This window comes from Shewanella sp. FeAMO, from assembly GCF_053653955.1.
Map to the genome: position 1 here is coordinate 77,162 of NZ_CM132201.1, position 25,650 is coordinate 102,811.

22 protein-coding genes, 1 tRNA gene and 1 pseudogene are annotated in these 25,650 nt (G+C 53.5%); 8 read left to right on the top strand and 16 right to left on the bottom strand.

The annotated features are described in order from the left end of the window. Window positions 1-2: 2 nt before the first annotated feature. The 5 genes from ACWAU4_RS00350 to ACWAU4_RS00370 are packed head-to-tail and all read right to left on the bottom strand — an operon-like array spanning window position 3 to window position 5,916. Window positions 3-2,588, bottom strand: a complete 2,586-nt coding sequence (locus ACWAU4_RS00350) for a methyl-accepting chemotaxis protein (protein WP_412496979.1) — start codon at window positions 2,586-2,588, stop codon at window positions 3-5. Between the two features lie 18 nt (window positions 2,589-2,606). Beyond that, window positions 2,607-3,158: a chemotaxis protein CheW gene (locus ACWAU4_RS00355; protein WP_025888185.1), complete on the bottom strand. Its 552-nt coding sequence runs from the start codon at window positions 3,156-3,158 to the stop codon at window positions 2,607-2,609. Window positions 3,159-3,170: 12 nt separating this feature from the next. Next, entirely contained in the window at window positions 3,171-5,237 is a 2,067-nt protein-coding gene (locus ACWAU4_RS00360) for a chemotaxis protein CheA (protein ID WP_123115444.1), read from the bottom strand. Window positions 5,238-5,258: 21 nt separating this feature from the next. Continuing rightward, the gene (locus ACWAU4_RS00365) at window positions 5,259-5,621 is read right to left on the bottom strand and encodes a response regulator (RefSeq protein WP_025010825.1); all 363 of its coding nucleotides are present in this window, start codon (window positions 5,619-5,621) and stop codon (window positions 5,259-5,261) included. After that, window positions 5,599-5,916 carry an STAS domain-containing protein gene (locus ACWAU4_RS00370; RefSeq protein ID WP_025010824.1) on the bottom strand — a complete coding sequence of 106 codons (318 nt, stop codon included), beginning with the start codon at window positions 5,914-5,916 and terminating at the stop codon, window positions 5,599-5,601. Before ACWAU4_RS00370 ends, ACWAU4_RS00365 begins: the two co-directional genes overlap by 23 nt. 191 nt (window positions 5,917-6,107) lie before the next feature. Here ACWAU4_RS00370 and ACWAU4_RS00375 point away from each other — a divergent pair, with 191 nt between their 5' ends. After that, window positions 6,108-7,139, top strand: a complete 1,032-nt coding sequence (locus ACWAU4_RS00375; protein WP_208124907.1) for an IS630-like element ISSen5 family transposase — start codon at window positions 6,108-6,110, stop codon at window positions 7,137-7,139. Window positions 7,140-7,175: 36 nt separating this feature from the next. On the opposite strand, the gene ACWAU4_RS00380 is transcribed toward ACWAU4_RS00375, so the two are convergent. Genes ACWAU4_RS00380 through ACWAU4_RS00400 form a run of 5 tightly spaced genes read right to left on the bottom strand, consistent with a single transcriptional unit; the run spans window position 7,176 to window position 11,066 of the window. Further along, window positions 7,176-7,820: an SCO family protein gene (locus ACWAU4_RS00380; RefSeq protein WP_208125349.1), complete on the bottom strand. Its 645-nt coding sequence runs from the start codon at window positions 7,818-7,820 to the stop codon at window positions 7,176-7,178. A 3-nt stretch (window positions 7,821-7,823) separates the two neighbouring features. Further along, window positions 7,824-8,729, bottom strand: coding sequence for a heme o synthase (gene cyoE, locus ACWAU4_RS00385; protein WP_028780842.1), 906 nt, complete (start codon window positions 8,727-8,729; stop codon window positions 7,824-7,826). 13 nt (window positions 8,730-8,742) lie between these two features. After that, complete coding sequence (locus ACWAU4_RS00390; RefSeq protein ID WP_412496980.1) at window positions 8,743-9,726, bottom strand: COX15/CtaA family protein; 984 nt, start codon at window positions 9,724-9,726, stop codon at window positions 8,743-8,745. Continuing rightward, window positions 9,726-10,268, bottom strand: coding sequence for a thioredoxin domain-containing protein (locus tag ACWAU4_RS00395; protein WP_054745309.1), 543 nt, complete (start codon window positions 10,266-10,268; stop codon window positions 9,726-9,728). The genes ACWAU4_RS00390 and ACWAU4_RS00395 overlap by 1 nt, the downstream gene beginning before the upstream one ends. A 51-nt stretch (window positions 10,269-10,319) precedes the next feature. Continuing rightward, the gene (locus tag ACWAU4_RS00400; protein WP_107006021.1) at window positions 10,320-11,066 is read right to left on the bottom strand and encodes an SURF1 family protein; all 747 of its coding nucleotides are present in this window, start codon (window positions 11,064-11,066) and stop codon (window positions 10,320-10,322) included. Here ACWAU4_RS00400 and ACWAU4_RS00405 point away from each other — a divergent pair. Further along, window positions 11,038-11,256, top strand: a complete 219-nt coding sequence (locus tag ACWAU4_RS00405; RefSeq protein ID WP_025010819.1) for a DUF2909 family protein — start codon at window positions 11,038-11,040, stop codon at window positions 11,254-11,256. The genes ACWAU4_RS00400 and ACWAU4_RS00405 overlap by 29 nt on opposite strands. Here ACWAU4_RS00405 and ACWAU4_RS00410 read toward each other — a convergent pair. From ACWAU4_RS00410 to lexA, 6 genes and pseudogenes are all read right to left on the bottom strand, one after another. Next, complete coding sequence (locus tag ACWAU4_RS00410; RefSeq protein ID WP_025888193.1) at window positions 11,253-12,128, bottom strand: cytochrome c oxidase subunit 3; 876 nt, start codon at window positions 12,126-12,128, stop codon at window positions 11,253-11,255. The two genes, ACWAU4_RS00405 and ACWAU4_RS00410, sit on opposite strands and share 4 nt — an antisense overlap. Further along, window positions 12,125-12,688: a cytochrome c oxidase assembly protein gene (locus tag ACWAU4_RS00415; protein ID WP_412496982.1), complete on the bottom strand. Its 564-nt coding sequence runs from the start codon at window positions 12,686-12,688 to the stop codon at window positions 12,125-12,127. Before ACWAU4_RS00415 ends, ACWAU4_RS00410 begins: the two co-directional genes overlap by 4 nt. Before the next feature lies 1 nt (window position 12,689). Then, the gene (gene ctaD, locus ACWAU4_RS00420; RefSeq protein ID WP_025010816.1) at window positions 12,690-14,300 is read right to left on the bottom strand and encodes a cytochrome c oxidase subunit I; all 1,611 of its coding nucleotides are present in this window, start codon (window positions 14,298-14,300) and stop codon (window positions 12,690-12,692) included. 18 nt (window positions 14,301-14,318) lie between these two features. Beyond that, window positions 14,319-15,440: pseudogene (gene coxB, locus ACWAU4_RS00425) on the bottom strand (cytochrome c oxidase subunit II); the annotation flags it as partial. 468 nt (window positions 15,441-15,908) lie between these two features. Then, window positions 15,909-16,400, bottom strand: a complete 492-nt coding sequence (locus ACWAU4_RS00430; protein ID WP_037475197.1) for a cell division inhibitor SulA — start codon at window positions 16,398-16,400, stop codon at window positions 15,909-15,911. Then, entirely contained in the window at window positions 16,397-17,017 is a 621-nt protein-coding gene (gene lexA / locus ACWAU4_RS00435) for a transcriptional repressor LexA (RefSeq protein WP_025010814.1), read from the bottom strand. The genes ACWAU4_RS00430 and lexA overlap by 4 nt, the downstream gene beginning before the upstream one ends. A 266-nt stretch (window positions 17,018-17,283) precedes the next feature. Between lexA and plsB the strand changes: the two genes are divergently transcribed. From plsB to ACWAU4_RS00465, 6 genes are all read left to right on the top strand, one after another. Continuing rightward, window positions 17,284-19,710: a glycerol-3-phosphate 1-O-acyltransferase PlsB gene (gene plsB / locus ACWAU4_RS00440; RefSeq protein ID WP_208125351.1), complete on the top strand. Its 2,427-nt coding sequence runs from the start codon at window positions 17,284-17,286 to the stop codon at window positions 19,708-19,710. Continuing rightward, window positions 19,710-20,957 carry a tryptophan permease gene (gene mtr, locus ACWAU4_RS00445; protein WP_025010813.1) on the top strand — a complete coding sequence of 416 codons (1,248 nt, stop codon included), beginning with the start codon at window positions 19,710-19,712 and terminating at the stop codon, window positions 20,955-20,957. Before plsB ends, mtr begins: the two co-directional genes overlap by 1 nt. A gap of 98 nt (window positions 20,958-21,055) precedes the next feature. Continuing rightward, window positions 21,056-21,129, top strand: a tRNA-Gly gene (locus tag ACWAU4_RS00450). 166 nt (window positions 21,130-21,295) lie between these two features. Next, window positions 21,296-23,368, top strand: coding sequence for a TonB-dependent siderophore receptor (locus ACWAU4_RS00455; RefSeq protein ID WP_208125352.1), 2,073 nt, complete (start codon window positions 21,296-21,298; stop codon window positions 23,366-23,368). A 15-nt stretch (window positions 23,369-23,383) separates the two neighbouring features. Continuing rightward, window positions 23,384-24,460: a PepSY-associated TM helix domain-containing protein gene (locus ACWAU4_RS00460; RefSeq protein WP_208125353.1), complete on the top strand. Its 1,077-nt coding sequence runs from the start codon at window positions 23,384-23,386 to the stop codon at window positions 24,458-24,460. 391 nt (window positions 24,461-24,851) lie between these two features. Further along, on the top strand, window positions 24,852-25,649 hold the full coding sequence (locus tag ACWAU4_RS00465) for a VOC family protein (protein WP_107111066.1): 798 nt from the start codon (window positions 24,852-24,854) through the stop codon (window positions 25,647-25,649). Window position 25,650: the final 1 nt, after the last annotated feature.

Here is a 25,650-nt window from a genome sequence, read left to right on the forward strand (position 1 = left end):
TCCTAGAACTCGCTCCACTCTTCTGAACTGACACGGATCTTGGGGGACTTATCCCCGGCGATCAGGGTCAGGGGCTTGCCGGCGCCCTTTTCCAGATTGGCGGTATTGAAGAAGCCCAATTGACGCTTCATGCTTCTGGCCTGTTCGGCCATGGCATCGCCTGCTGCCGAGACCTGTTCCACCAAGGCGGCGTTTTGCTGAGTCATTTCATCCATCTGCGATACAGCCTTATTGACCTCCTGGATCCCAACCGACTGCTGCTCTGCGGCTATGCTGATCTGGTTGATCATGCCGGCTACCTTGGACACGGCTTGCACTATCTCCTGCAGGGTTTCACCGGATTGATTGACCAACTGGGTGCCATCTGTGACCTTGTTGACGCTGTCGCGGATCAGCTCCTTGATCTCTTTGGCGGCACCGGCGCTGCGCTGTGCCAGGTTACGTACCTCTCCGGCCACTACGGCAAAACCACGGCCCTGTTCTCCGGCTCTGGCAGCCTCGACCGCAGCATTCAGCGCCAGCAGGTTGGTCTGAAAGGCGATTTCATCTATCACGCTGATGATGTCGGCAATGCGTTTGCTCGAGGTGTTGATCTCCTCCATGGCGCTGACTGCCTGTTTGACTACCTTGCCACCTTCGCCTGCCTTCTCGCTGGCCTCCTGAGCTAAGTTGTTGGCCAGAGTGGCATTTTCGGCGCTTTGCTTCACAGTGGCTGTCATCTCTTCCATGCTGGAGGCGGTTTGCTCCAGGGAGGCGGCCTGCTCTTCGGTACGCTGGCTAAGATCGGCGTTGCCCTGAGCTATCTCTTCGGCTCCTGAGGTGACGGTATTGGCCGAGTCATTGATGCCCCCAATCACTTCGGTCAACTTACTGATGGTGGCATTGGCATCTTGCTGCAGCTTGGCAAACTGACCCTGATATTCGCCGTCAAGTTTTCGATCCAGTTGCCCCTTGGCCAGGCCATCGAAGATATCGGCGATTTTGGAGATGACATTGTCGGCTATGCCTACCAAGCGGTTGAGGCCGTTGGAGAGGTTAAGGAAGAAGCCTTCCTTGTTGTGAATATCCAGGCGGCGGCTCAGGTCGCCGTCGTTGGCCGCCGTGATAATGGCGTCAATCTCCTGCTCTATGGCCACTTCATTGGTACGGTCGGCCCACTCAACCACAGTGCCAATTCGTCCCTGTTCCGGGTCCAGTATCGGGTTGGCAATGATTCTGAAGGTACGGCCGCCAACTTGCAGCTGGCTGTCGTAGGTCTCGGTCAATCCGGCGAGAATATTGCGCTGGTGGCTGGGGACCTTGTGGAAACCATCGATATTTTGTCCCAGCAGTTTGCTGGCATTGAACTTGGGCAGGTCGCGGAGAATATATTTCTCGGCTGCCTGAAACATCTGCTGCACAGCTTGGTTGAGGTAGATGATATTGCCGTCGTTATCCGCCACCATGGTATTTGAACTGACATTATCCAATGCCTGACGAATGCGGGCATTTTCGGCCGCCAGCTGTTTTTCCTGCTGCTCTCTGGCTAGGCTGGCGGTGATATCCTGCCACTCCACAACTGTGCCGGTACGCTTGCCCTGTTCAAATACCGGGGTGGCAATCAGGTTGAATGTCAGCCCGGCCACCTTGATGTGGGTGTTATAGCTGTCGGTGAGCTGGTCCAGCAATTGTCGCTGATGCTCAGGATGGCGATGGAAGATATCGATATTGCTGCCAATCAGCTTGCTCATGTTGAAGGCCTGCAACTCCTGTTGAAGCTTTTGCTCATTGCCGGCCAGCATTTCATTCAGTGAGTCGTTCAGGTAGATGATGTTGTAGTCGGTATCGGCGACCATCACATTGGCCTGGCAGACATTGAGAGCCTGCTTGATGCGGGTGTTTTCTGTAGCGCTTTGCTGCTCCAATTGTTGTTTGCTAAGGGCTTCGGTGAGATCCTGCCATTCGACCACAGTGGCAATACGCTGCTTGTTTTCGTCGAATACCGGCGAAGCTATCAGGCTGAAGGTACGACGACCTACCTTGATCTGAGTCGAGTAAACCTGCTCCAAGCCGGCGATCAATTTCCTTTGATGCTCAGGGTTGCGGTGGAAAACATCCATATTCGCGCCCTGCAGCTTGTCGGCCTGGAATTTAGGCAATACCTCTTGAATGTCGGCCTCGGCGTCCTGCATGGTTTGTTGCAGCGAGTGGTTGAAGTAGAGAATGTCACCGGCCGGATTGGCCACCATCACATTGGCCTGGCAGATATCCAGCGCCTTGAGAATGGCTTGCTGCTGTTGCTGGCTCTGACGCCAACGACTGAGCTCGTCCAGCAGTGGCTTCCAGCCCGGCAGATCAAGCTCGGCAAACTGCTGCGTGCCGTCTTTCAGCAACCGCTGCAGTTGGTTGATGGCGCTATCCAGGGTGCCTTTGTGCTTGAGTGAGTGCAATAGCCCAAGCAGTATGCAAACCAGGGTGACGCCCTGCAGAATAATAATGATATTGGGATCCTGGCCTAGCAGCATGAGCGCCATCACGGCGATGCCCGTGATTAAGCCAAGCAGATTCCAGGGATTGCTGTTGATTATGTTGGCATTGGCGGCATCCATTCTTCTTTCCTCGATGTCTTAAAGGTTGGCAGCCTGAGGCTGTTCCAAGTCCAGTTGCTGCAGCAAACTGGAAAGTTGTGATGCATCCGGCAGCACTTCATTACCGAGTAACATATTGATATTCAATAGTATGACCATCTTATCGGCCACACAGGTGAGCCCATGGATGAAACGCATGTCCGTGTCCTGGCCAAAATCGGGCGCACTGCGGATCTCGCTCTGGGTGATACTGAAAACATCGGAAACGGCATCCACCACTATGCCCATCACCTTGTGCTGTTTATCCAGGCGCACTTTCAGCACTATCACTACTGTGGTTGGGCCATATGCCAGGGTCTTGATACCGAACCTTTGACGCAGATCTATGATGGGGACTATGGTGCCGCGCAGATTGATGACCCCTTTGACATGGGGCGGCGCATTGGGAATAACCGTGGTTGCTTCCCAGCCACGGATCTCCTGCACCGAGAGAATATCGACGCCATATTCCTCATCGGCCATCATAAAGGTGAGGTATTGCTGTGATTGATCTTCCGCAGCTGCCGATGTTGCAGGGTTGGATTCTGTCATTGCGCTTCCCTTCTAGGCTGCATGTTCCTGAGTTTGATTGAGGCCAGACATGGTCACGAGTCCGGGAATATCCACTATCAGCGCCACCCGGCCGTCACCGAGAATAGTGGCACCGGACACCCCGGGCACTTTGGCGTAGTTGTCTTCCAGACTCTTGATCACCACTTGTTGCTGCGCCAGCAACTCATCGACCAGCAGGCCGACTTTTTGGTTGTTGTTGTCCACCACCATCACCAGCCCCTCTTTGACCTCTTTGGCCTGAGCCTGGTGATTGAACTCCTGATAAACGCGGATGACCGGCAGGTACTCGTCTCGTAGGCGGATCACTTCGTGCTCTTCAGACAGTTTGTTGACCTTACTGCTTTCCACTTGCAACGACTCATAGATGGAGACCAGCGGCACCACATAAGTATGCTCGCCGACCCTCACCAACTGGCCGTCGAGAATGGCCAGGGTCAAAGGCAAGCGAATGGTAAAACGGCTACCCTTGCCGGGCGTCGAGGCCAGCTCCACACTGCCGCTGAGTGCTTGAATGTTGCGTCTAACCACATCCATACCCACGCCCCGGCCAGAGAGGTCGGAGACGCTGTCGGCGGTAGAAAAGCCGGGTTTAAAGATGAGTTGCTGAATCGCCTCTGTGCTGAGTTCCTCTTCAGCGCCGACCAAGCCTTTATCTCTGGCCTTGGCGAGAATTCTGCCGGTATCCAATCCGGCGCCGTCGTCGGTTATTTCTATGACGATATTGCCGCCTTGATGGAAGGCGTTGAGGGTGATCCTGCCGGTTTCCGGTTTACCCTTGGCGCTGCGCACGGCAGGGGATTCAATGCCGTGATCCAAAGAGTTACGTACCAGATGCACCATGGGGTCGACAATTTTCTCCATCACTGTCTTGTCCAGCTCTGTCTCCTCACCTTTGAGGATCAGCTCGACCTTCTTGCCCAACTGCTGACCTATGTCGCGTACCAAGCGGGGGAAACGGTTGAAGGCGAAGCTGATAGGCAGCATGCGGATCTGCATCACGCTTTCCTGCAGATCCCGAGTGTGATTGGCCAATTGCTCCAGCCCCTGCTGCAGTGACAGCAGAGCGTTATCGTCAATGCGTTCCTGTTGGCCTATCTGCCCCAGCATAGCCTGGGTGATCACCAGCTCACCCACCATATTGATCAGCATGTCTATCTTGTCGGTGCTGACCCGGATAGAACTGGTTTCCGCCGTTTTGGCAACAGCCTTGCCGGACTCCACTTTGGCTGTGGTGGCTGCCCCTTGGGAGTCTGGGGCAGAAGTCGAGATAGGGGCTTGTTCCTGCGGTGAGACACCTTCCACAAGCTGTGTCTTGGCGGGCAACTGCTGATAATGGATTTCGCAGTCGTCCTCGACCCACTCAAACACCTCTTTTATCCGCTCAAGTGGCGCCTCTGTGTCGAGTTGCAGCTGCCAATACAGACGGCAGGATTCGGGGTCCAGGTCTTCAAACTCAGGCAGTTCCTGCGCTGGCAGGCTGACCTTTAGCTCACCCAGCTCGGCGAGTTCGTTGAACATCAAAATGGGGTCGTTGCCGCATCTGAGAATGTCGGCGCCGGCATGGAAATCTATCTGCCAGCTGAGCCCAATATCTTTGGTTTCTGATACTTTGGCTGCTGACTTTTCATTGCTTTGGCTGGCGTTATCCGACGCATCTTCGATCCCGGCAACTGCGGACAGCTCCTGATTGAAGCGGTTTTCCAGCTCTTGTTGCTGGGGCGATTCAAAGCTTTGACCTGCCATCAAGGCCTGCAGCATGTTGCGCAGCAGATCCACCGACAAGAGCAACATATCCTGATGATTGGCGGTCATTTCCCGGCGGCCATCACGGATTTCATCCAACAGGGTTTCCAGCAAGTGGGTGAATCCGGCGACCTGGTTGAAACCAAAAGTGGCGCTGCCTCCCTTAATCGAATGGGCGGCACGAAAAATGGTATTTATGGTTTCCGGATCCGGTTGCTGCACGTTCAGTTTCAGCAGCTCAGATTCCATGACCTCCAGGCCTTCGAGGCTTTCTTCAAAGAACACCTGGGTGAATTGGCTCAGATCTATGTCCATATATCCGCTCCTTGCCGGAGGCTAACCCAATACTTTGCGAACCGTGGCCAACAGCTGATCCGGGTTGAAGGGTTTGACTATCCAACCGGTGGCTCCGGCCGCTCGTCCCTGTTGCTTCTTGTCTGTGGTCGACTCTGTGGTCAGCATCAACATGGGCACAAACTTGTAGTTGGGCAGCTCGCGCAAGTTACGTATCAGCTCGATACCATCCATAATTGGCATGTTGACGTCCGATATCACCAGGTCAAACTCTCTGCCTTGGGCTACTTTCAACGCTTCCTCGCCATTGTTGGCTTCGGTCACGTCGAAACCTGCTGTCTTGAGAGTAAAGCTCACCATTTGCCGCATGGAGGCTGAATCATCAACTGCGAGGATTGTCTTCATTGAGCGTTTCCTTTTCAAAATCCGAATCGAGTGTCGGGATCCTGATACCCAGGCGCGTCAGTTGAGCGATAAAGGCGGGTTGAGCCTGTTGCCATGACAGTTTCAACCCTCGCTTGTCGCAACTCAGAGCAAACAGGTACAGCAACTGGGCGCCGGCAGTATCCACCTTGTGCAACTCACCGGCATCCAGGATCAATTCATCGACCCGATGCAAGAGCTCCAATAGTTTTTGGTAGAGTGGCTGAATATTGCGAATGCTTATTTCTGAACCCAATGCCAGTGTGTCGATGGACATAGTGCTTCCCTGTTTTCCCAACACACAAAAGATAGTCGGCAAATTTCACTTCTGCCTCTTTTCAAAAGAAAAAATGGTATATGAATGACTAAATAGCTGTTCCAAATAGTAGATCACAGGAAGGGAACTCAGTCCTGTTTGAGCGATCAGATCTATCGCCAAACAAACCCACCACTCGCCGAGGACTGAGAATGGCTATCTTAGCACCACTATGCCGCGCTGAGCGCAAGCGCATGCAAAAATTGATTCAAAAAACCAACGATAAGCACTTTGCCAGGCGTCTTATTGCGATGTTGATGTTGCATCAAGGGCTGCCGGTTACCCAAGTTCAGCACATCACCGGCGCAGCCCGCTCCAGCATAGGCCGATGGTTGGGCTGGTACACCCAATGTGGCATCGATGGACTGAAATCAGAGAAGCCGGGGCGGCCAACCATCTTGCCTATTAACCCGATATTGCTCTGTCTGTCACTGCTTATCCAGCTTTGTCCGGAAGACTTTGGTTACCAGCGTAGCCGCTGGAGCAGTGAGCTGCTTGCCAAGGTGATTAATGCACAGCTTAAGCTATGCGTAGCTGCATCAACCATTCGCCGCCTGTTACCCGAAGCAGGCATAGTCTGGCGCCGCTCAGCCCCGACGTTGCGCATTAAAGACCCATACAAAGCTGAGAAAATTGCCGCTATAAATCAGGCACTTGAACAGTGCAGTGCTGAGCACCCGGTATTCTATGAAGATGAAGTAGACATCGACCTCAACCCCAAAATCGGGGCGGACTGGATGCCCAAAGGGCAGCAAAAACGTGTTGTCACCCCGGGTAACAACCGCAAGCACTACTTGGCAGGAGCGCTACATACCAAGACAGGAAAAGTGCTTTATGTGAGCAGCGCCAGCAAGGCATCGGAGCTGTTTATTGCGGTGCTGGAAAAGCTCAAACGACATTACCGCAAAGCCAAAACTATCACGCTAATTCTGGATAATTACATCATTCACAAGAGCCGTAAAACACTGGCTTGGCTCAAGAGCAACCCCAAGTTCAGGTTGTTGTTTCAACCGGTATACTCACCTTGGGTCAACAAGATAGAGCGCTTATGGTTGGCACTACATGAAACGGTAACCCGTAATCACAGTTGCCGAAACATGCGGGAACTTCTTGGTAAGGTATGGCATTTTATGGAAACCGTTTCGCCTTTTCCCGGCAACGGACATGGCATCGCGAAAATGTAGCAGTATTCGGATCAGCTATTTAGGCTCTTTAGGGGGTTAGTGAGGCCCTTGATACTGAGTAACCAGAGTGCGAAAGTCGGCCAGCAGTTCATCGTTGCGGATTTGCGGCAGTTGTCCGGGTGTCTGTGAACTGGGCTTGATGGTGGCGTAGCGGCGGCCGTCGGGCGAGATCAGGATTAAAGAGGCGCTGTGATCCACTTGGTAGTCAGGGCCATCGCCGACCAGTGAATACACCAGGCCCAGATCGCGGCTGAAGGGCAATAATGCCGAGTGCTCGGCCCGCAAACCTATGAACTCGGGATTAAAGAAGGCCAGGTAATCCTTGAGTTTGCTTTGGCTGTCACGCTCAGGGTCGACACTGAGCAGTATCACCTGTATTGGTGCCACTTGTGCCAGTTTCGGGTAGACGGCACTGAGTTTGCCAAGGGTGGTGGGACATACGTCCGGGCAGGAGGTGTAACCGGCGAAAATCAGACTCCATTTCTGTTTTAGCTTGTCATTATCGAATTGATGACCGTTTTGGTCCTGCAACTCAAAAGGTTGCAGTGGCCTTGGGGTTTCATATTGAAAGCTGGTTTGCAGAGCCTGCTGCTGAGACGAAGGCTGGTGAAACAGCTGCACACTGGCCAAACCGCCAAGACCTATGAGCAAAATACCCGCCACCAAGATGCGTTTCTTCATGATTCAACTCCAGAGGTAATGATCCACAAGCAGGGCAATAAACAGCAGCATCAGCTGATAGATAGAGAAACGGAACACGGCCATCGCCAGCCCGGGGCGGTCGGCAAACTTGAGTTGCCAGGCCTTGTAGATAAACAGGCAACTGAGAATGGTGGAAGCCAGCAGATAGACGGGGCCACTCAAGCCAACCAAAACCGGCAATAAGCAGGCGATGGCCAGCAGTAGGGTGTAGAGCAGAATACAGGTCTTGGTAAATTCTACCCCGTGAGTTACAGGCAACATGGGGATATCCACCTTGGCATACTCTTTTTGACGGTGAATGGCCAAGGCCCAGAAATGAGGTGGAGTCCAGGTGAAAATAATGATCACCAACAGCCAGGCGTGGCCGTGAAAGTCATTGGTTACCGCCGTCCAACCCAGCAGTGGCGGCATGGCACCGGCAAGGCCACCTATCACGATATTTTGGGGGGTTGCCCGCTTTAAATAGGCGGTATAGATAAGGGCGTAGCCAATCAGGCTGGCACAGGTCAACCAGGCGGTGAGTGGATTCACCAGCCAATAGAGTAGGGTAAAGCCCGCCAATCCAAGCAAGACGGCAAAGCTCAAGGCTCGGCTCACGCTCACTCGTCCCTTGGGTAAGGGGCGGTTATAAGTGCGGGCCATCAGGCCATCAATGCGTCGATCGATAAGGTGATTCAAGGCGGCCGCCGAGCCCGCCATCATGGCAATTCCCATTAGCCCGGCAAGCAAGGGCTGTAGGGGGACGGCACCGGGCAACGCCAGGCACATGCCCACCAGGACGGTGAGCAGCATCAGCGCCACCACCTTGGGCTTGGTCATTTCCAGGTAATCGCGCCAGGAGATCTCTGTGCGGGTCGCATCCTGGGCTATGGAGAGTAGTTTGGCCATAAACAGTCCCTCTTCAGGCTTTACGCCAAAGCGCATAGTTGATGAATACCAAAGTCAGCAGCAGCAGGGCTGCGCCGCCGTTATGGGCAACCGCCACCGGCAGCGGCAGATGCAGCAATACGTTGGCCAGGCCCAATGACAGCTGTAATCCCAGCACTAAGGTGAGTCCCAGAGCCGAGCGTTTCAGCATGCTCGAGTCGGCTCTGCGCCAGAGCATGAATGCCAGGGTAAGTACCACTATCGCGGTCAGCAGGGCACCTATTCGGTGGGCAATATGTATGGTCATCCGGGTGTGATAATCCAATACGCCGAACTCAAAGCTGGGATGCTGACCCTGAAAAGGAGAGAAGGCATCTGCCAGACGTAGGTTGCTGCTCCAGTCACCTTCGCAGATAGGCAACTCTGTGCAGGCCAGGGCGGCGTAGTTGGAGGAGGTCCAGCCGCCAAGCATAATTTGCAGTACCACCATGGCCAGCGCCACCATGGCCAAAGGCGCCAAGGTGCGGGCTTTGGGATCGCCATCCGGGATTTGCAGCGGCCGGAGCCTGAGATACAGCAGCAGCAACAGCGAAAACAGGGTGAATCCCCCGAGCAGGTGAGACATGACCACGACGGGCATCAGTTTCATGGTCACAGTCCACATTCCCAGCAGCGCTTGAAATACGATCAGGGCAGCGATCAGTCCCGGCAGCGTCTTCGGGGTTGCGCTGCCACGCCAACTCTGGATCAAAATAAGTAATACCAGAATCCCCAGCGAGCCGGCCACATATCTGTGGATCATCTCCAGCCAGGCTTTCTTGGGTTCTATTTCTTGTCCCGGAAAGTGGCGTTCGACATGAGCCAATTCATGGGCCTGAGAAGGCACCTTGATATGGCCATAGCAACCGGGCCAGTCGGGGCAGCCAAGGCCGGCATCCGACAGCCGGGTGTAGGCGCCCAACAGGATGACCGTCAGAGTGCAGATGAGGGTCATCTTCAGTAGCAAGTTCAGTTTCATCAGCCCACCCTCGAGAGTTTCAACAGCTTGCGCAGGTCGCTGACCAAGGCCTTGCCCTGTAGGAGTTGGCTCTGGTGATCCACTACCCCCGGATAGGCCAACACCCAAGCGCCCAGAGGGTCGACTATCACCAACATCTGCTGCTGCAATGGATTCTCGGCGGTCAGAGGTTTATCCAGAGTGACTCGATGAAAGTCGTTGTTTAGCGGAGCTTCCGTGTCGCTTTCCCGGTTAACGAAAATCAGGGTGTCGACCCTGTCCATCTCGGCGCCCAGCGCCGTATGGCTCTGCTGCAATATGTAGAGTCGTTCCTGGCATAGTTCATCGCAGTTGGACGGTATCAGGTATAGGACTTGCCAACGGCCGGGAAGCGGGTTGTCGAGTCCAAGTTGCTGATAACCCAGATTAGTCGGCAGCAACTGGCCCTTATTGGTGGCCCCACCTTGATATAGCTCGAAGCTCAGTACCAGTTTTGCCAGTATCACAGGCAGGGCAAAGGCCAGCAGTAGTATCAAGAGTGGTCTTTGGGTTCGGGAGTTCATCCTGGCTCCTCTTGCTGTAATTGGGCGTTCTGAATTCAGCTCGCCCTATGGTTAGTGTCGATTCAGTTTCCAGCGCCACCAGACAAGCAGTAACAACAGGGCTGCAGCCATGGAAAACCACTGCAGGGCATAACCCAAGTGTTTTTCAGCCGGCATGGGCAATGGCTGCCAGGGTCTTGGCAAGTCCACACCTTCCAGCTGAACCGGCTGCAACACGGCCGGGATCAGTTTGTGCCCAAGCAAGTGTTCGAGCTGCGGCCAGTTGAGATTCTGTATTCGCTTGGGCCAACCGGCTTCGGCCAAGAGCTCCTGGCTCAGTGGGTTACTGCCCTTTTGCCACAATCGGCCTTCGAGGGTGAGGCGTGGCGGTAATGGCAATATCTCTGGCAGTTCACTGCGTTTTTCTGGAGCTGGGATAAACCCCAGCTCCAGCAATAACCAGGGTTGCTCCGGCTCAACTTGCAGAGGTTGCAGCAACAGGTAGCCCACTCGTCCTTGGTACACCTGGTTGTCCAGCAGCAATTGCTTACCGCTCAATACATTGGCACTCAGCTGCAGTTTCTGCCCTGTGAGCCGGCTGCCAGGGTCTTGCCTCAGCAGAGCTGAAAAACTGCTTGGCCCCGCATCTGCTTTGGCAGCAATCTCCTGAGCCAATAGTTGCTTTTCTTCAGCGCGCTGCAGTTGCCAGAATCCCAGCTTGACCATGAGTAGAAACAGCCCCAAAGTAAATAACAGTGCAAGGTAACGCCCCCAAGGGATGGGAGAGTGAATGTCAGTCAGTTTTTTCTTTAAAGTCATATTGGTACTGCTACTGCTGTTCATCATTTTCAACCTTGGTCGCGCCCTGTGGATCATGGTGCGCGGCGATTCATCTGTTCCCATGAGCCGTTTTCTTGGCCGCCGGGTGTTGTTTTCGGCGCTGGTGGTTCTTTTGTTGCTGCTGGCATTGGCGCTGGGGATTATTTCCCCTAATCCCCGGCCTTACTAAAGCACATACACAAAAACAAACAGGCATAGCCAAACCACATCGACAAAGTGCCAATACCAGCTGCCGGCCTGAAAGGCAAAGTGACGCTCAGCGCTGAAGTGCCCCTTTAAAACCCTGAAAAACAGCACCAACAGGAATAGCGTGCCCAGAGTCACATGCATACCGTGGAAACCTGTCAGCAGGAAGAAGGTGTTGCCATAGACACCGGACTGCAGCGTCAGCCCCAGCTCAGTGTAGGCATGGACATATTCCTCTCCCTGCAAGATTAGAAAGGCCAGTCCCAGCAAGATGGTGAGTCCAAGCCAGAGGGTTAAGGCGGTGCGTTTGCCTTTCTCTAACCCCAGGTGGGCAAAGTGCAGGGTAATAGAGGAGGTGAGCAGAATAATGGTGTTGAAAAGAGGTAAACCATTCCAACCCATGGCTTGGGTTTCAGTGCCGTCCGGGGTTTTCAGTAAGGGCCAGCCTGCGCTGAATCCAGGCCAGAGCACTTCGTTGGTCATGGCATTGTTGGATGCGCCACCCAACCAAGGCACGGCCACCATACGGGCATAGAAGAGGGCGCCGAAAAAGGCCGCAAAGAACATCACCTCAGAGAAGATGAACCAACTCATTCCCTGACGAAATGACCTGTCCATCTGTGGCGAATAGAGACCACTCATGGATTCATGGATCACGTTTCTGAACCAGCCAATCAGCATGAACAGAATGACGGCAATTCCTGCCAGCAGTACGTAACTGCCGTGGCCACCGTCAGACTTGAGCTGGGATACATAAGTACCGGCACCATAGGCGATAAGGAAAAGCCCCAATGCGCCGACAATCGGCCAGGCGCTTTGAGCCGGAACATAATAGTGTTCATGTTTACTGGTCATTTCGCTGCTCCTTGCTCCAGGGCATCGGATATCTGTCTATCCGTGATGTCATAGAGGGTGTAAGAGAGGGTCAGAGTGCTGATGGAGTCCGGCAGGTCCGGATCCACGTAAAACACCAGCGGCAGCTCGGCACTGGCATCGGCAGCCAGCGGCTGCTGATTGAAACAGAAACACTCGGTTTTATTGAAGTAGGCGGCGCCTTGTCCCGGTGAAACGGAAGGGATCGCCTGACCTATCTTGTATTGGTGTGACAGGTTGCGGGCCAGAAAGCGGGTATGGGTCAACTGGCCGGGATGCACCTTGATACTGGTCACTTCCGGCTTGAACTCCCAAGGCATTCCCTTGGCCACCTGAGAGATAAACTCCACAGTGACCAAGCGGCTGTTATCCACTTGGGCAATATAAGTAGCGGCGCTGGTGTTGGTCTTGCCATTGATCCCCAACTGCTGACAAAGCACATCATAGAGCGGCACCAGGGCAAAGCCGAAGCCGAACATGGCTACGGCGCCAAGCAGCAGCAGGCGTACCAGTTTACGGTTGTCGGGGCGGGAGTTTGCCATATCACTTAATCTCCGGCGGAGTGCTGAAGGTGTGATAAGGCGCCGGACTTGGGAGTGTCCACTCAAGCCCCTGGGCTCCTTCCCAAGGTTTGGCCGGAGCCTGGGCGCCACCACGAATACACTTGATCACCAGTACCAGAAATATCAGCTGTGACAGGCCAAAGGCAAAACCGCCTATGGAGACAATCTGATTGACATCGGCAAACTGTACCGAGTAGTCGGGGATGCGTCTGGGCATACCGGCCAGCCCGAGGAAATGCATCGGGAAGAACAACACATTGACCGAAATGACCGAGCACCAGAAATGCCACTTGGCCAAGGTCTCGCTGTACATATGCCCGGTCCACTTGGGTAGCCAGTAATAGGCGGCGGCCATGATGGAGAAGATGGCGCCGGTGACCAGCACATAATGAAAATGGGCAACCACAAAGTAAGTGTCATGGTATTGGAAGTCGGCTGGGGTGATTGCCAACATCAGGCCGGAGAAGCCGCCTATGGTGAAGAGAATAATAAAGGCACAAGCGAACATCATAGGGGCTTCAAAGCTGATGGATCCCCGCCACATGGTGGCAACCCAGTTGAATACCTTGACCCCGGTTGGCACGGCAATCAGCATGGTGCAGTACATAAAGAAGAGTTCGGCAAAGACAGGCATACCTGTGGTGAACATGTGATGTGCCCACACCAGGAAGGAGAGGATCGCGATGCTGGCGGTGGCGTAGACCATTGAGGCGTAGCCAAACAAAGGCTTGCGACTGAATGCCGGAATGATGGCCGAGATGATGCCGAATGACGGCAATATCATTATGTACACCTCGGGGTGGCCGAAGAACCAGAAAATATGCTGGAACATCACAGGATCTCCGCCGCCGGCGGCATCGAAGAAGCTGGTGCCGAAGAATTTGTCTGTGAGTACCATGGTCACAGCCCCGGCTAATACAGGCATAACGGCTATCAGAAGGAAGGCGGTGATAAGCCAGGTCCAGACGAACAGGGGCAGCTTCATCCAGTTCATGCCAGGTGCGCGCAGATTCACTATGGTGACTATCACGTTGATCGCCCCCATAATTGAGCTTATCCCCATGATATGTATTGAAAAAACAAACAAGGCTGTACTGTCGGCGCTATAAGTTGTCGACAATGGGGCATAGAAGGTCCAGCCAAAATTGGGGCCGCCACCTTCCATAAACAATGAGCTAAGCAGGATCAGGAAGGCGAAGGGCAAAATCCAGAAGCTCCAGTTGTTCATCCGCGGCAGCGCCATATCCGGCGCACCTATCATCATGGGGATCAACCAGTTGGCCAGACCGGTAAAGGCCGGCATCACGGCGCCAAAAACCATGATAAGGCCATGAACTGTGGTCATTTGGTTAAAGAAGTTGGGTTCGACCAGTTGCAATCCGGGCTGGAATAGCTCAGCACGGATCACCATGGCCATGGCGCCCCCTATCAGGAACATGATGAAGCTGAACCAGAGATAGAGTGTGCCTATGTCTTTATGGTTGGTGGTCAGCAACCAGCGCATGATCCCCTTGGGGGCGTGATGATGCTGGTGTTCCTGTTCAGCGATTTCCTGAACGCCGGCTTCGGCATCTTGACTGAATGAGTTCATCTTCTCCCCCTACTGCCCGTGGTTATTGACGTCGGCGGCTTGCACTGTGTCGCCTGTATTATTGCCCCAGGCATTACGCTCATAGGTCACCACAGCAGCCAGTTCCTTGGCGGTTATCTGTTTGCCGAAGGCCTGCATGGCGGTGCCTGTCTTGCCATGGATCACTATGTCCAGATGGGCAGCCATTGGGCCTATGGCAATAGCACTGCCCTTGAGCGCCGGGAACACCCCTTGAAGTCCGGCGCCGTTGGGCTGATGACAGGCGGCGCAACGCGCCATATAGATCTGTTCGCCAAGCGCCATGGCCTCATCATGGCTCATGGTCTCACTGAGGGCCGCCTGAGCTTCTTCGGCGGCCGTAGCCGCGGCTTGTTTCTGCTCCGCCATCCAGGCGTCAAACTCATCTTCTGCCAGTACCTTCACCACAATCGGCATAAAGCCGTGGTCTTTACCGCAAAGCTCGGCACATTGGCCGCGGTAGATCCCCGGTTTGTCCACCCGGGTCCAGGCTTCGTTAATAAAACCGGGATTGGCGTCTTTTTTGACGGCAAAGGCGGGCACCCACCAGGAGTGGATCACATCATCTGAGGTCATCAGGAATCGGACTTTGCGATTGATGGGCAATACCAAAGGCTTGTCGACTTCAAGTAAGTAGTGCTCGCCCTTGGCTTCCTGGCCTTCTATCTGGGATCTCGGCGTTGCCAATATGCTGAAGAAGTCGATGTCTTCGCCGAAATAGCTGTAGTGCCATTTCCATTGCGAGCCGGTGATCTTGACCGTCAGGTCGGCATCACTGGGATCTTCCATGGCAATCAGCGTTTTGGTTGCGGGGATTGCCATCAGGATCAGGATTAAAAAGGGGATAAGCGTCCAGGCAATTTCTACCTTGGTACTTTCATGGAATTGGGACGCGACTGCCCCTTTGGACTTCCTATGGTTGATCATGGCGTAGATCATCACGCCGAATACGACCAAACCTATGGCGCAACAGATATAAAGAATTATCATGTGCAGGTGATACACCTTGCCACTGATCTCAGTTACCCCTTGAGTCATATTCAAGGGCATATCTGCCTGAGCGCCTGGAGACAACAAGCTGACGCACAACAAGGTCAGCAAAACACACAGCCATTGCTTCACAAGACATCTCCTCTGTCAATTGCATTCGCAACTACAAAGAAGAGTCACACAGTAAGTCTTTGCTCTATGCAAACTCTTCAGTTCCCAAAAAAGCAACGATGACTTCAAAGTGCGGCGGCGGTTTCACTTAGCTCTAGGTATACAGGTGGTGACCACTGTTGCACTTACCGCTGAATATACTCAGCATTTCCGGCGACGGCACCACTCGCTATGAATCGAAATGGGGCGGTCAACCTACGACGAATTGCATGGAGATAACACAATCGTTGTTCTTACATTACTTGTAGATTAAATATTGATCAAGATCACGATGTTTTCTAACTATATGAAAAAAAAGCGTCTGTTAATCCAGAGGTGAATTCTGTGTGAGTAGCAGAGCTGCGCGGTTTGCCGCCGATTGACAGGGGAAGGCATTGCACCAAAAAGGCACAGAAAAAAGGCCATCCCAGGGATGGCCTTTAAACACAATCAATGGATGGAGTGGGTAAGTTCGTTGAGGTGGTTATCCACCTCTTTCGCCTGCTGTCCCGTTTCCAACACTATGCCCATGGCTCTGGCGTTACGGGCGACCAGCTGCAATCGGCGGTTATCACGGGCATCCAGGCTGTCTATCCAACTGATCACTGCACTGGAGGTGCCGTTGGTCAGGGCTCTTTCCGTTGCCCACAAGGCTTCTACTTCATCCTTGGTGCGCACCAAGAGTACTCTATCCATTCTGACACCGGCCCTTGCTAAGGTTTCTTTGTAACCTATGCTGGCCGGGGCGTTAATCAAGACTATCCAGCGTCCCTGTTGACTCAATTGCGCCAATTGAGGGCAGAGGCGCAATAATTCCTGACGTCCCTGGCTATGGCTGGCCAAGCTGGAGATACCGGTATGTTGCCAAGGCTGATTGCCGGCAATACCGGTGTCTGTCCACAGGCCTGGGTGTCTTGGGGCGTTGCCAGTCATTATGCTCATAGCCAGTCTCCATTGCGTATTATCCCTACCGCCAGTCCTTCAATGGTCAATGGCTGGAAAGTCAGGTCGACTTTTATTGGGGAGTAAGCCTCGTTCTCGGCATGTAGATAAACCACATTACCTTTCTTTTCAAAGCGTTTCACAGTTACATCGTCTTCAACCCTGGCCACCACGACTTGACCGTTACGGGCTTCCTGTACCTTGTGAACCGCCAGGAGATCACCTTCGAGAATACCTATGTTCTTCATGCTGTCGCCGCGTACCCGTAGCAGAAAGTCGGCATTGGGGTGGAACATGCCAGGGTCGACCTGGTAATACTGCTCAACGTGTTCCTGAGCCAGTATGGGTTCACCGGCGGCAACCTGACCAATCAGGGGCAAGCCTGTTTCTGACTCCGCTTGTTCATCATGAGGCAGGCGAATACCACGAGAGGTGCCTGGCATGATCTCAATACAGCCTTTCTTGGCCAATGCCTTGAGGTGTTCCTCGGCGGCATTGGCGCTCTTGAAGCCCAGCCGGGTGGCAATTTCGGCCCGGGTTGGCGGCATGCCGGTGTCGGCTATATTGCGTTTAATCAGTTCCAGAATCTGTGCCTGGCGCGGTGTCAGTGGTCTCATGGTGATTCCTGTTTTTTCATACAGTACCTGTTAGTATATACAGTATTTTTATCAGTGCAAGTATTAACCAAAACTGAAACTTTTAGGGAGTGGCTAAGTAAGCCATTCGGTGCTTTGGTTTTAACGGCTTGGCCCATGCAGCATGGGGAGTTCAAGGCATTGGCCAGAGGAACTGCCGGGGCCGGTTCGCACCTTCCCTAGCTAAGGTTCAGGAAATTCTGGTATTCTATTGGGCTATTGATTGTGGCTCAGACACTGAAAAAAACATGTCCAAACAAGATTCATTCTGGTTTAAATCTCTTCGCTGGCTCCAAAGCAAGCTGGTGCATACCACTGTGGTGCCTCAGGATCCTTTCGCCGATTTGAACCTGGATCCGGCTAAGCCGATGGCCTATGTAATGAAGACGGAATCTGTCAGTGATATTGCGGCATTGGCGGAAGTCACCCGTAAGTTTGGTTTGCCTTGTCCTTATGAGGCACTCAAGGTTGATGATATTACCGTTCCCCGAGTCGTCTGCCTGGAAGGAGCCAAGCCCCTATTCGGCAAGCGCAAGAGCAACAAGCCATTTCTCAGCTGTTTCACTTCTCTGCTGAACCTGCATCAGGCCAATCCACAACTGGATATTCAATTGGTGCCAGTGAGCCTCTATTGGGGCCGCACTCCGGGTAAGGAAGATGACAGCATGCGTGCCGCCGTATTTGAGCGGGAAAATCCCACTTGGCTGCGCAAGTTTCTGATGATCCTGTTTCTGGGGCGCGACAACTTTGTGCAGTTTTCCAATGCCGTGTCGTTGCGGCTGATGGCCGATGAACATGGGACCGACAAGGCTATTGCCCATAAGTTGTCACGGGTGGCCAGGGTACATTTCCGCCGGCAACGCAAGGTGATGACTGGGCCCGTGCTGCCCAACCGTCAGGCTCTGTTCAATGAGTTGCTGCGTTCGGAAACGCTGAAAAAGGCGATTAAAGAAGAGGCCGCTGCCAAGAAGATCCCCGAGGCTAGAGCCAGGGAGATGGCGGAAGAATACCTCGATGAGATTGCTGCCCACTATTCCGACAGCCTGGTGCGTATTGCCGAGCGGATCCTCACCTGGTTGTGGAACAAGCTCTACAAGGGGATCAACATCAAGGGCGCCGAGCAGATACGCCAGCTGCACCACGATGGGCATGAGATAGTTTATGTGCCTTGCCACCGCAGTCATATGGATTACCTGCTGCTCTCCTATATTCTCTATTTTCAGGGTATGGTTCCGCCCCATATAGCCGCCGGTATCAACTTGAACTTCTGGCCCGCCGGGCCCATGTTCCGCCGCGGTGGTGCTTTCTTCATCCGCCGCAGCTTCAACGGTAACAAGCTTTATACCGCTGTGTTCCGCGAGTATCTGGATCAGCTGTTTGCCAAAGGCTATTCGGTCGAATACTTCACCGAAGGTGGCCGCTCTCGTACCGGGCGGCTGTTGTCACCCAAGACAGGGATGCTGGCGATGACAGTCAACTCTGTGCTGCGGGGCATTGAACGGCCGGTGACTCTGGTGCCCGTGTACCTGGGCTACGACCATGTCATGGAAGTGGCCACTTACCACAAAGAACTCAGCGGCAAGAAAAAGCAGAAAGAATCTGTTTGGCAGGTGGTTGGCGCCTTGCGTAAGCTGGGCAATTTCGGTCAGGGGTATGTGAACTTTGGTGAGCCTGTGACGCTGCAAAACTTCCTCAGTGAAGCGGCGCCCAACTGGCGCGAAGAAGTGGCGGCCGATCCCGAGCAGAAACCCAGCTGGCTGACCCCGGCGGTTAATACTCTGGCCAATAGGGTGATGACTCATATCAACGATGCCGCCGCTGCCAGCGCCGTGACTCTTACCAGCCTGGTACTCTTGTCATCAGAGCAGAATGCGCTGGAGCGAAGCCAGTTGGAACGTCAGTTGGACTTGTATCTGGATCTGCTCAAGGAAGTGCCATATACCCAGTACACTTCTGTAGCTGAGGGCGACGGTAAGCAGTTGCTGCAACAAGGTCTGGAGCTGAATAAGTTCACGGTTCAGGAAGATGAACTGGGCGATATCATCTCAATCGACGAGTCGATTGCGGTAACCATGACTTACTATCGCAACAACATCATTCACCTGTTTATGGTGCCTTCTTTGCTGGCCAGCTGCCTGGTGCGCCTGGAGCAGTGCAGCCGCGCTCAGATGCAGGCGGTGCTTGAGGATTTCTACCCTCTGCTGCAGGCCGAGCTGTTTATGGGTAAGGCCGATGTCAGTGCCTATGCCGATCAGCTGCTGGATCGTTTCATTGCCAAAGGTTTGGTCGCCGAAGAAGCCAATGGTTTCCGGGTGCTGGAAGCCGGGATAAATCCGTTGGCGCTGTTGGCCGAAACCATGAGCGAAACCCTACAGCGCTACGCCATCATCTTTAACTTGCTGGCCGCTCACCCAGGTATTGAGCGTGGCGATTTGGAGCGCGAAAGCCATAAATTGGCCAGTCGTCTGGGCGCGCTGCATGGGATTACGGCCCCCGAGTTTTACGACAAGAAACTCTACGGCATCTTGAGTATCAAGCTCAAAGAGCTGGGGTATCTCACCAAGGAAGATACCCGCCATGATATAGAGCGAACCCGGGATTATGCCAACCAGCTGCTGCGTCCACAGGTCAAGCAAACCATAGTCGACAGCGTCGCCGCCGAACAGGAGGCCTGATGGCCAATCATATGAATGCGGCGCCTGCCAAGGCGTCTTTGCTGGGCGGCGCCATGATCATCGCCGGGACCACGGTCGGTGCCGGGATGTTTTCCCTGCCGGTAGAAGGCGCCGGCATGTGGTTTGGCTATTCTGTGCTTATGCTGCTGGGGGTGTGGTTTTGCATGTTCATGTCCGGGCTGCTGCTGCTGGAAACCAACCTACATTTTGAACCCGGTGCCAGCTTTGACACCCTCACCAAGGAGACCCTGGGGCAGTTTTGGCGGGTGCTTAACGGCGCTTCGATAACCTTCGTGCTCTATATTCTCACTTATGCCTATATCAGTGGCGGCGGCTCCATAGTCAATCATAGCCTGGAAGGTATGGATATCAGCCTGCCGCAGAGCTTTGCCGCCTTGGTGTTTGCCCTGGTGCTGGCACTGGTGGTGCTTATCAGCACCAAGGCCGTGGATCGGATCACTACCATAATGCTGGGAGGGATGATCATCAGCTTCTTTCTGGCGATAGGCAATCTGTTGATCGGCGTTGATACCAGTAAGCTGCTGCTACCTGATGGCGAGAGCAGCTATGGCTCATATCTGTGGGCAGCCATTCCTTTCGGTCTGGCCAGTTTTGGTTACCACGGCAATGTGCCGTCTCTGGTGAAATACTACGGCAAACAGCCGGGCACCATAATCAAGGCGATTTTTGTCGGCACCTTTATCGCCTTGGCTATCTACCTGTGTTGGCTGGTGGCAACCATGGGTAATATTTCCCGCGGTGAATTCGGCGCCATTATTGCCCAGGGCGGTAATATGGGGGTATTGGTCGGCGCCTTGTCCAAGGTGATGGATAACTCGCTGCTCAACACCATGCTCACCCTGTTTGCCAATCTGGCCGTGGCGTCTTCATTCCTTGGGGTAACCTTGGGCTTGTTTGACTATCTGGCAGATCTGTTTGGTTTTGACGACAGTCGCAGCGGCAGGGTCAAGACCGCCCTGGTGACTTTCCTGCCTCCGACTCTGCTAGGTATGCTGTTTCCAGATGGCTTCCTGGTTGCCATCGGCTTCGCTGCCTTGGCGGCCACGGTTTGGGCTGTAATAGTGCCGGCCTTGATGGCTTGGCGCTCGAGGCAACAGTTTGCCGATAACCCGGGTTTTCGCGTACCGGGTGGTACGCCTTTGATAGCCATAGTGGTGCTGTTTGGGGTGCTGACGGCCGCCTGTCATCTGTTGGCCATGGCCGGCATGTTACCCAAGTATTCCTGAAGTGAGGAGCGGCTCTCTTTTTCAAGGGAATGAGAGAGCCCCACCTTGACAAGACTATAAAAGTCAGTAATTTATACCGTCCACGCCGAGTATTTCGTGCGGGTGTAGTTCAATGGTAGAACGGCAGCTTCCCAAGCTGCATACGTGGGTTCGATTCCCATCACCCGCTCCAAAATCGCCCATCCTTCTTGTGATTACCTTTGTTACTTTTTGTATCTTTGTGAGCCTTTTGGCGACTTTACACTTAACTGACGTTTGCCTTATTAAAGTTAACGCAAATCGTTATCATTGGTGTTAGTATCGTGCGCTGATTCATTCAACCAAGGAAATCTCAATCCATGTCCAGATCCAGCTTACCGATACTCTCGGGGCTGACTGTGGCACTGATGTCGGCAAGTGCAGTGAGTGCAGAGGAAGCCGCCGATACCAGTATCGAAAGGATTATCGTGACCACAAAGGCCACCTCCCCATCCACTACCAAGGGTGATTTCAATCTGCTCAAGGCACCGCAGAATATTCAGATATTGTCGAAGAATTTCCTCGACGAGCAGGGCGCCGTGTTACTGCAGGATTCGCTTAAGAACGTTGCCGGGGTGCAACCTGGTGGTTATTACAAGGGATATGACTATTTCCGGATCCGCGGTTTCGATGCTTCGAAAGAGATCTATCTGGATGGTCTCAGGCTGAATGATAACGGCTTGGGGGCCAACGTCGAGCAATCCAACCTGGAAACCCTGGAAGTGATGAAGGGCCCGTCATCCACCCTCTATGGTTCGGGAGCCATAGCCGGTATGGTGAACTTGGTCACCAAGAGGCCAACCGGTAGCGACTTTGGCAATCTGGATTTACGCCTTGGCAGCAACGACTATCGTGAAGTGAATGCCGATCTCAACCAAGTGCTGAATGAAGAAGGCAATATCTATGGCCGTTTGGGGCTGACCTACCGGGAAGGTACCAATGAGACGGATTATGTCGATGGCCAGGATAGAGTCTTTATTGCACCATCCGTCACTTTCGAGCTGAGTGACAAAGCCATGTTGACCCTGCTAACCAGCTACACCAAGGACAGCAATCAACCCGGAATGCCATTACCTGCTCAGGGGACAGTGTTGCCATCAGAGCTTGGGCAACTGCCTTCAGAACTCTTCTACGGTAATATCAAGGATCCCGGCACCATAGAGGATGAAACCTACCGAATAGGCTATGAGTTTCGCTATCAACTGACGGATAACATCAGTTTTCGTCAGAACCTCAGGTATCAGGATGCCTCCAGCGACTGGAATAACCTCTATTATCCCAGCAGCTATGATGCAACCAGCGGTGACATGACACTGTACAAGTTCAGCTATCAAACCCAGTGGCAGACATGGGCGATAGACAGTGGCTTTAATGGCAGTTTCTATCTCGGGGATACAGAGCATACCTTTACTACAGGGTTGGATATTTTCCTGTCGGATCTCAAGACCCGCAGCGCCCTCGGCAGCCAGTACCCGGTGATCAATCTCTATAATCCGGATTACAGCGTATTCCCGGATCAGGAACTCAATAACTTTGGCCCTGAATCAGAAGTGGAAAACCGTATCTTCGGCCTCTATTTCCAGGATCAAATCGACTGGGGTGACCACTGGAGCATGACGCTGGGGGCCAGGGTCGACAGATACAAGCAAGCATCTGTGGATGAATATGAGAATAAGCTCAGTCCACGAGCTGGGCTGAGTTACGCCTTCAACGACGATTGGGTTGCCTTCGCCAGCTACTCGGAAGCCTTCACGCCTCAGTCCTATGTCGATGCCAATGGCAAAGTGCTGGCTCCGGAAGAGGGCAGTCAGTGGGAAGTTGGCCTCAAGGCCAAGGCGCTCGATGGCGATCTCAATGCTACCTTGTCACTCTATGATCTGACCAAGAAGAATATCGCCATCGCCAATGTGGACGCAGGTGGTAACTTTACCTATCTAGCTTCCGGAGAACTCAACAGTAAAGGGGCTGAACTGGACATGCAGTGGTTGGTCAGCGACTCGCTGCAGTTTATCGGTCATGCGGCTTATACCCATGCGGTGGACGCCGAATACGACAACTGGGTTGCCAATGTGCCCCGCTATGCCTTGGGCGGCTGGCTCAAATACAACATAGATGAGGGTTTGCTTTCCGGCATGAGTATGGCGGCCGGGGTGAATCACTACGGTAAGCAGCAGGGCAACGCCCAGTCGGTATTGAGCAGTGGCGATGATTTCTTCCTGCCGGCTTACACTCTGGTGGATCTCAATCTGGGCTACAGCTGGGATGATTATGATCTCAAGTTCATCGTCACCAATCTGCTGGATGAAGATTACTATTCCGGCTCTGACAGCTTATTGCGGGTTATGCCTGGCGAGGGTCGCCAGTTCAAGCTCAGTCTGAGTGTTCACTGGTAAGGAAGTCCTGCTGTTATGCGTAGATTCCTGTGGAAATGGCATGGGCTGCTGGGGCTGATTGTCGCTATGCCGCTGTTTATCATAGCGCTCAGTGGCAGCCTATTGGTGTTCAAGGCCGAATTGGATGCCTGGCTTAGCCCTGAACAGGTGCTGGCCAGCGCCGATTCCCGGCTGGGCTTCGGACAACTGCTGAAGCATGCGGATCAGGCTCTGCCTGAGCATGAAATACTCGGTTGGGAGTTTGCCGCCAATGGGGAAGCCGATAGTCTCTATGTTGCCAAGATGGGCAGCTATGAGTGGCAAAAGCTGTGGTTGGATCCCGCCACGGGGCAACTGCTCAGCCCGCCCATGTCCATGACACATATGCTGACCGACTGGCTGCTTGAACTGCACTATACCTTGCTGCTGGATCATGCGGGATTACTCTTGTCGGCATTGGTGTCAGTGCTGCTGATCCTGCTTGGGCTCAGCGGCATAGTTCTGCATCGTCATTTTTGGCGTACTCTGTTTACCCTGAGGTTTGGCCGCGGCTTACGTCTGCTGCTCAGTGATGGCCACAAAATGTTGGGAATTCTCGGTGTGCCGGTTTTCCTTATCCTGGGGTTTACCGGAGCCTGGTGGAACATAGATCACTTCATTGATGAAGAGTTCGGTGGTCACGACGACAGCCAGTTTGTGCTGACCAAGCGCTACTACAATGCAGAGCTGGATTTCGATGCCATACTGGCCGCCACCCAAGAAGCGTTGCCCGGGTTTGTCACTACCTATGTACGCTTACCCGACCCCAGTTATCCGGGGGTGCACTTCTTTGGTCACCAATATAACAAGGGGCCACTGCGCAGCCGTTTTGGTTCCATCATCAGTTTCGACGATCAGACCGGCAAGCTCAGCAGCAGTTTTGATGTCCGTACTGCCGGGACGCTATACCAGTTTGTCGATAGTTTCAGACCATTGCACTACGGCACTTTTGGTGGCCTGACAACCCGAATTCTTTGGTGTCTGTTGGGTTTCTTGCCCTGCTTGATGGCGCTGTCCGGTTTTTGGATGTGGCGCAGCCGGGTGCGGGGCCGTAAGCGAACAGCTTGCCGATAAGGCGTGACACCAAAAAGTCTCCCTTCGTTGGGAATAAATCCAAGCCCCCTTGGGATTTGTCTGATAGACCCCCAAGGGGGCTTTCTTTAGTATCGAGTCTGCAAAGTGGGCTTGGTCCATTACCCTTTTGCATCCTTTTTACGCACGAGATATCGAGTCTCATTGTTCCGCCGTAGTCTGTTAGTTGGCACACTGCGTCGCTCAGGGAGGAGTGACAGGGAGAAGCTTATGCCAACTAACAGACTACGGCTTTTTTTACATCTTGACGGCTTAACCCTTTCCTCTCGCCGAACACTTTCTATACAGCTTGGTATAATTTCTGTTAGCGTTTACCTTAAACGGAACCGACCTTGGTCAGCCTCCACAGCTTCACATTGAAAGGGAATCGGTAATGAAGATTACAGCATACAGACATGGTGAACCCTGCTGGGTCGAGTTGGGGACGCAGGACTGGAATAGTGCCAAGCACTTTTATTGTCGACTCTTTGGTTGGCAGGCCGAAGATATCCCCATGCCGGAAGGCGCCTATACCATGTTGCAGCAGGCCCATGAGGATATAGGTGCCATGTATCAATTGCCCGCCGAATTGCAGCAGCAGGGTGTTCCCAGCCACTGGGCGGTTTATTTCGCGGTGGAGGATATTAATGCGTGTATCGAAGCTGTCAGCTCCGCCGGAGGCCAGCTTCTGATGGGCCCTCATGAAGTTGGCAGCGCAGGTAAAATGGCCCTGTTTACTGACCCGGAAGGGGCCCATTTTTCGGTTTGGCAAGGTGTCGAACATCCTGGTGCCGGACGTAAATGGGAAGCCAATACTCTGTGCTGGGTAGAGCTCGCCTGTCGGCAATCCGAACTGGCCAAAACTTTTTATCCCAAGGTGTTCGACTGGCAGATGCGCCGCAGCGAGAACGCTGCCGACTTTGAATACACAGAATGGTTACTCAATGGCGAGAGTGGTGATGAAGGCATTGGCGGCATGCTGGAAATGACAGAGCAGTGGGGCGATGTGCCGCCCCACTGGATGATCTATTTCAGTGTTGATGATTGTGATGTGATGGCCAGTCGGGCGGCTGAACTGGGCGGCAAGGTTTGTGTGCCGCCAACAGATATTCCCAATGTGGGGCGCTTTGCGGTGATCAACGACCCACAGGGAGCTGTATTCAGCATTATTCGGCTGACAATGGCACTCTAAT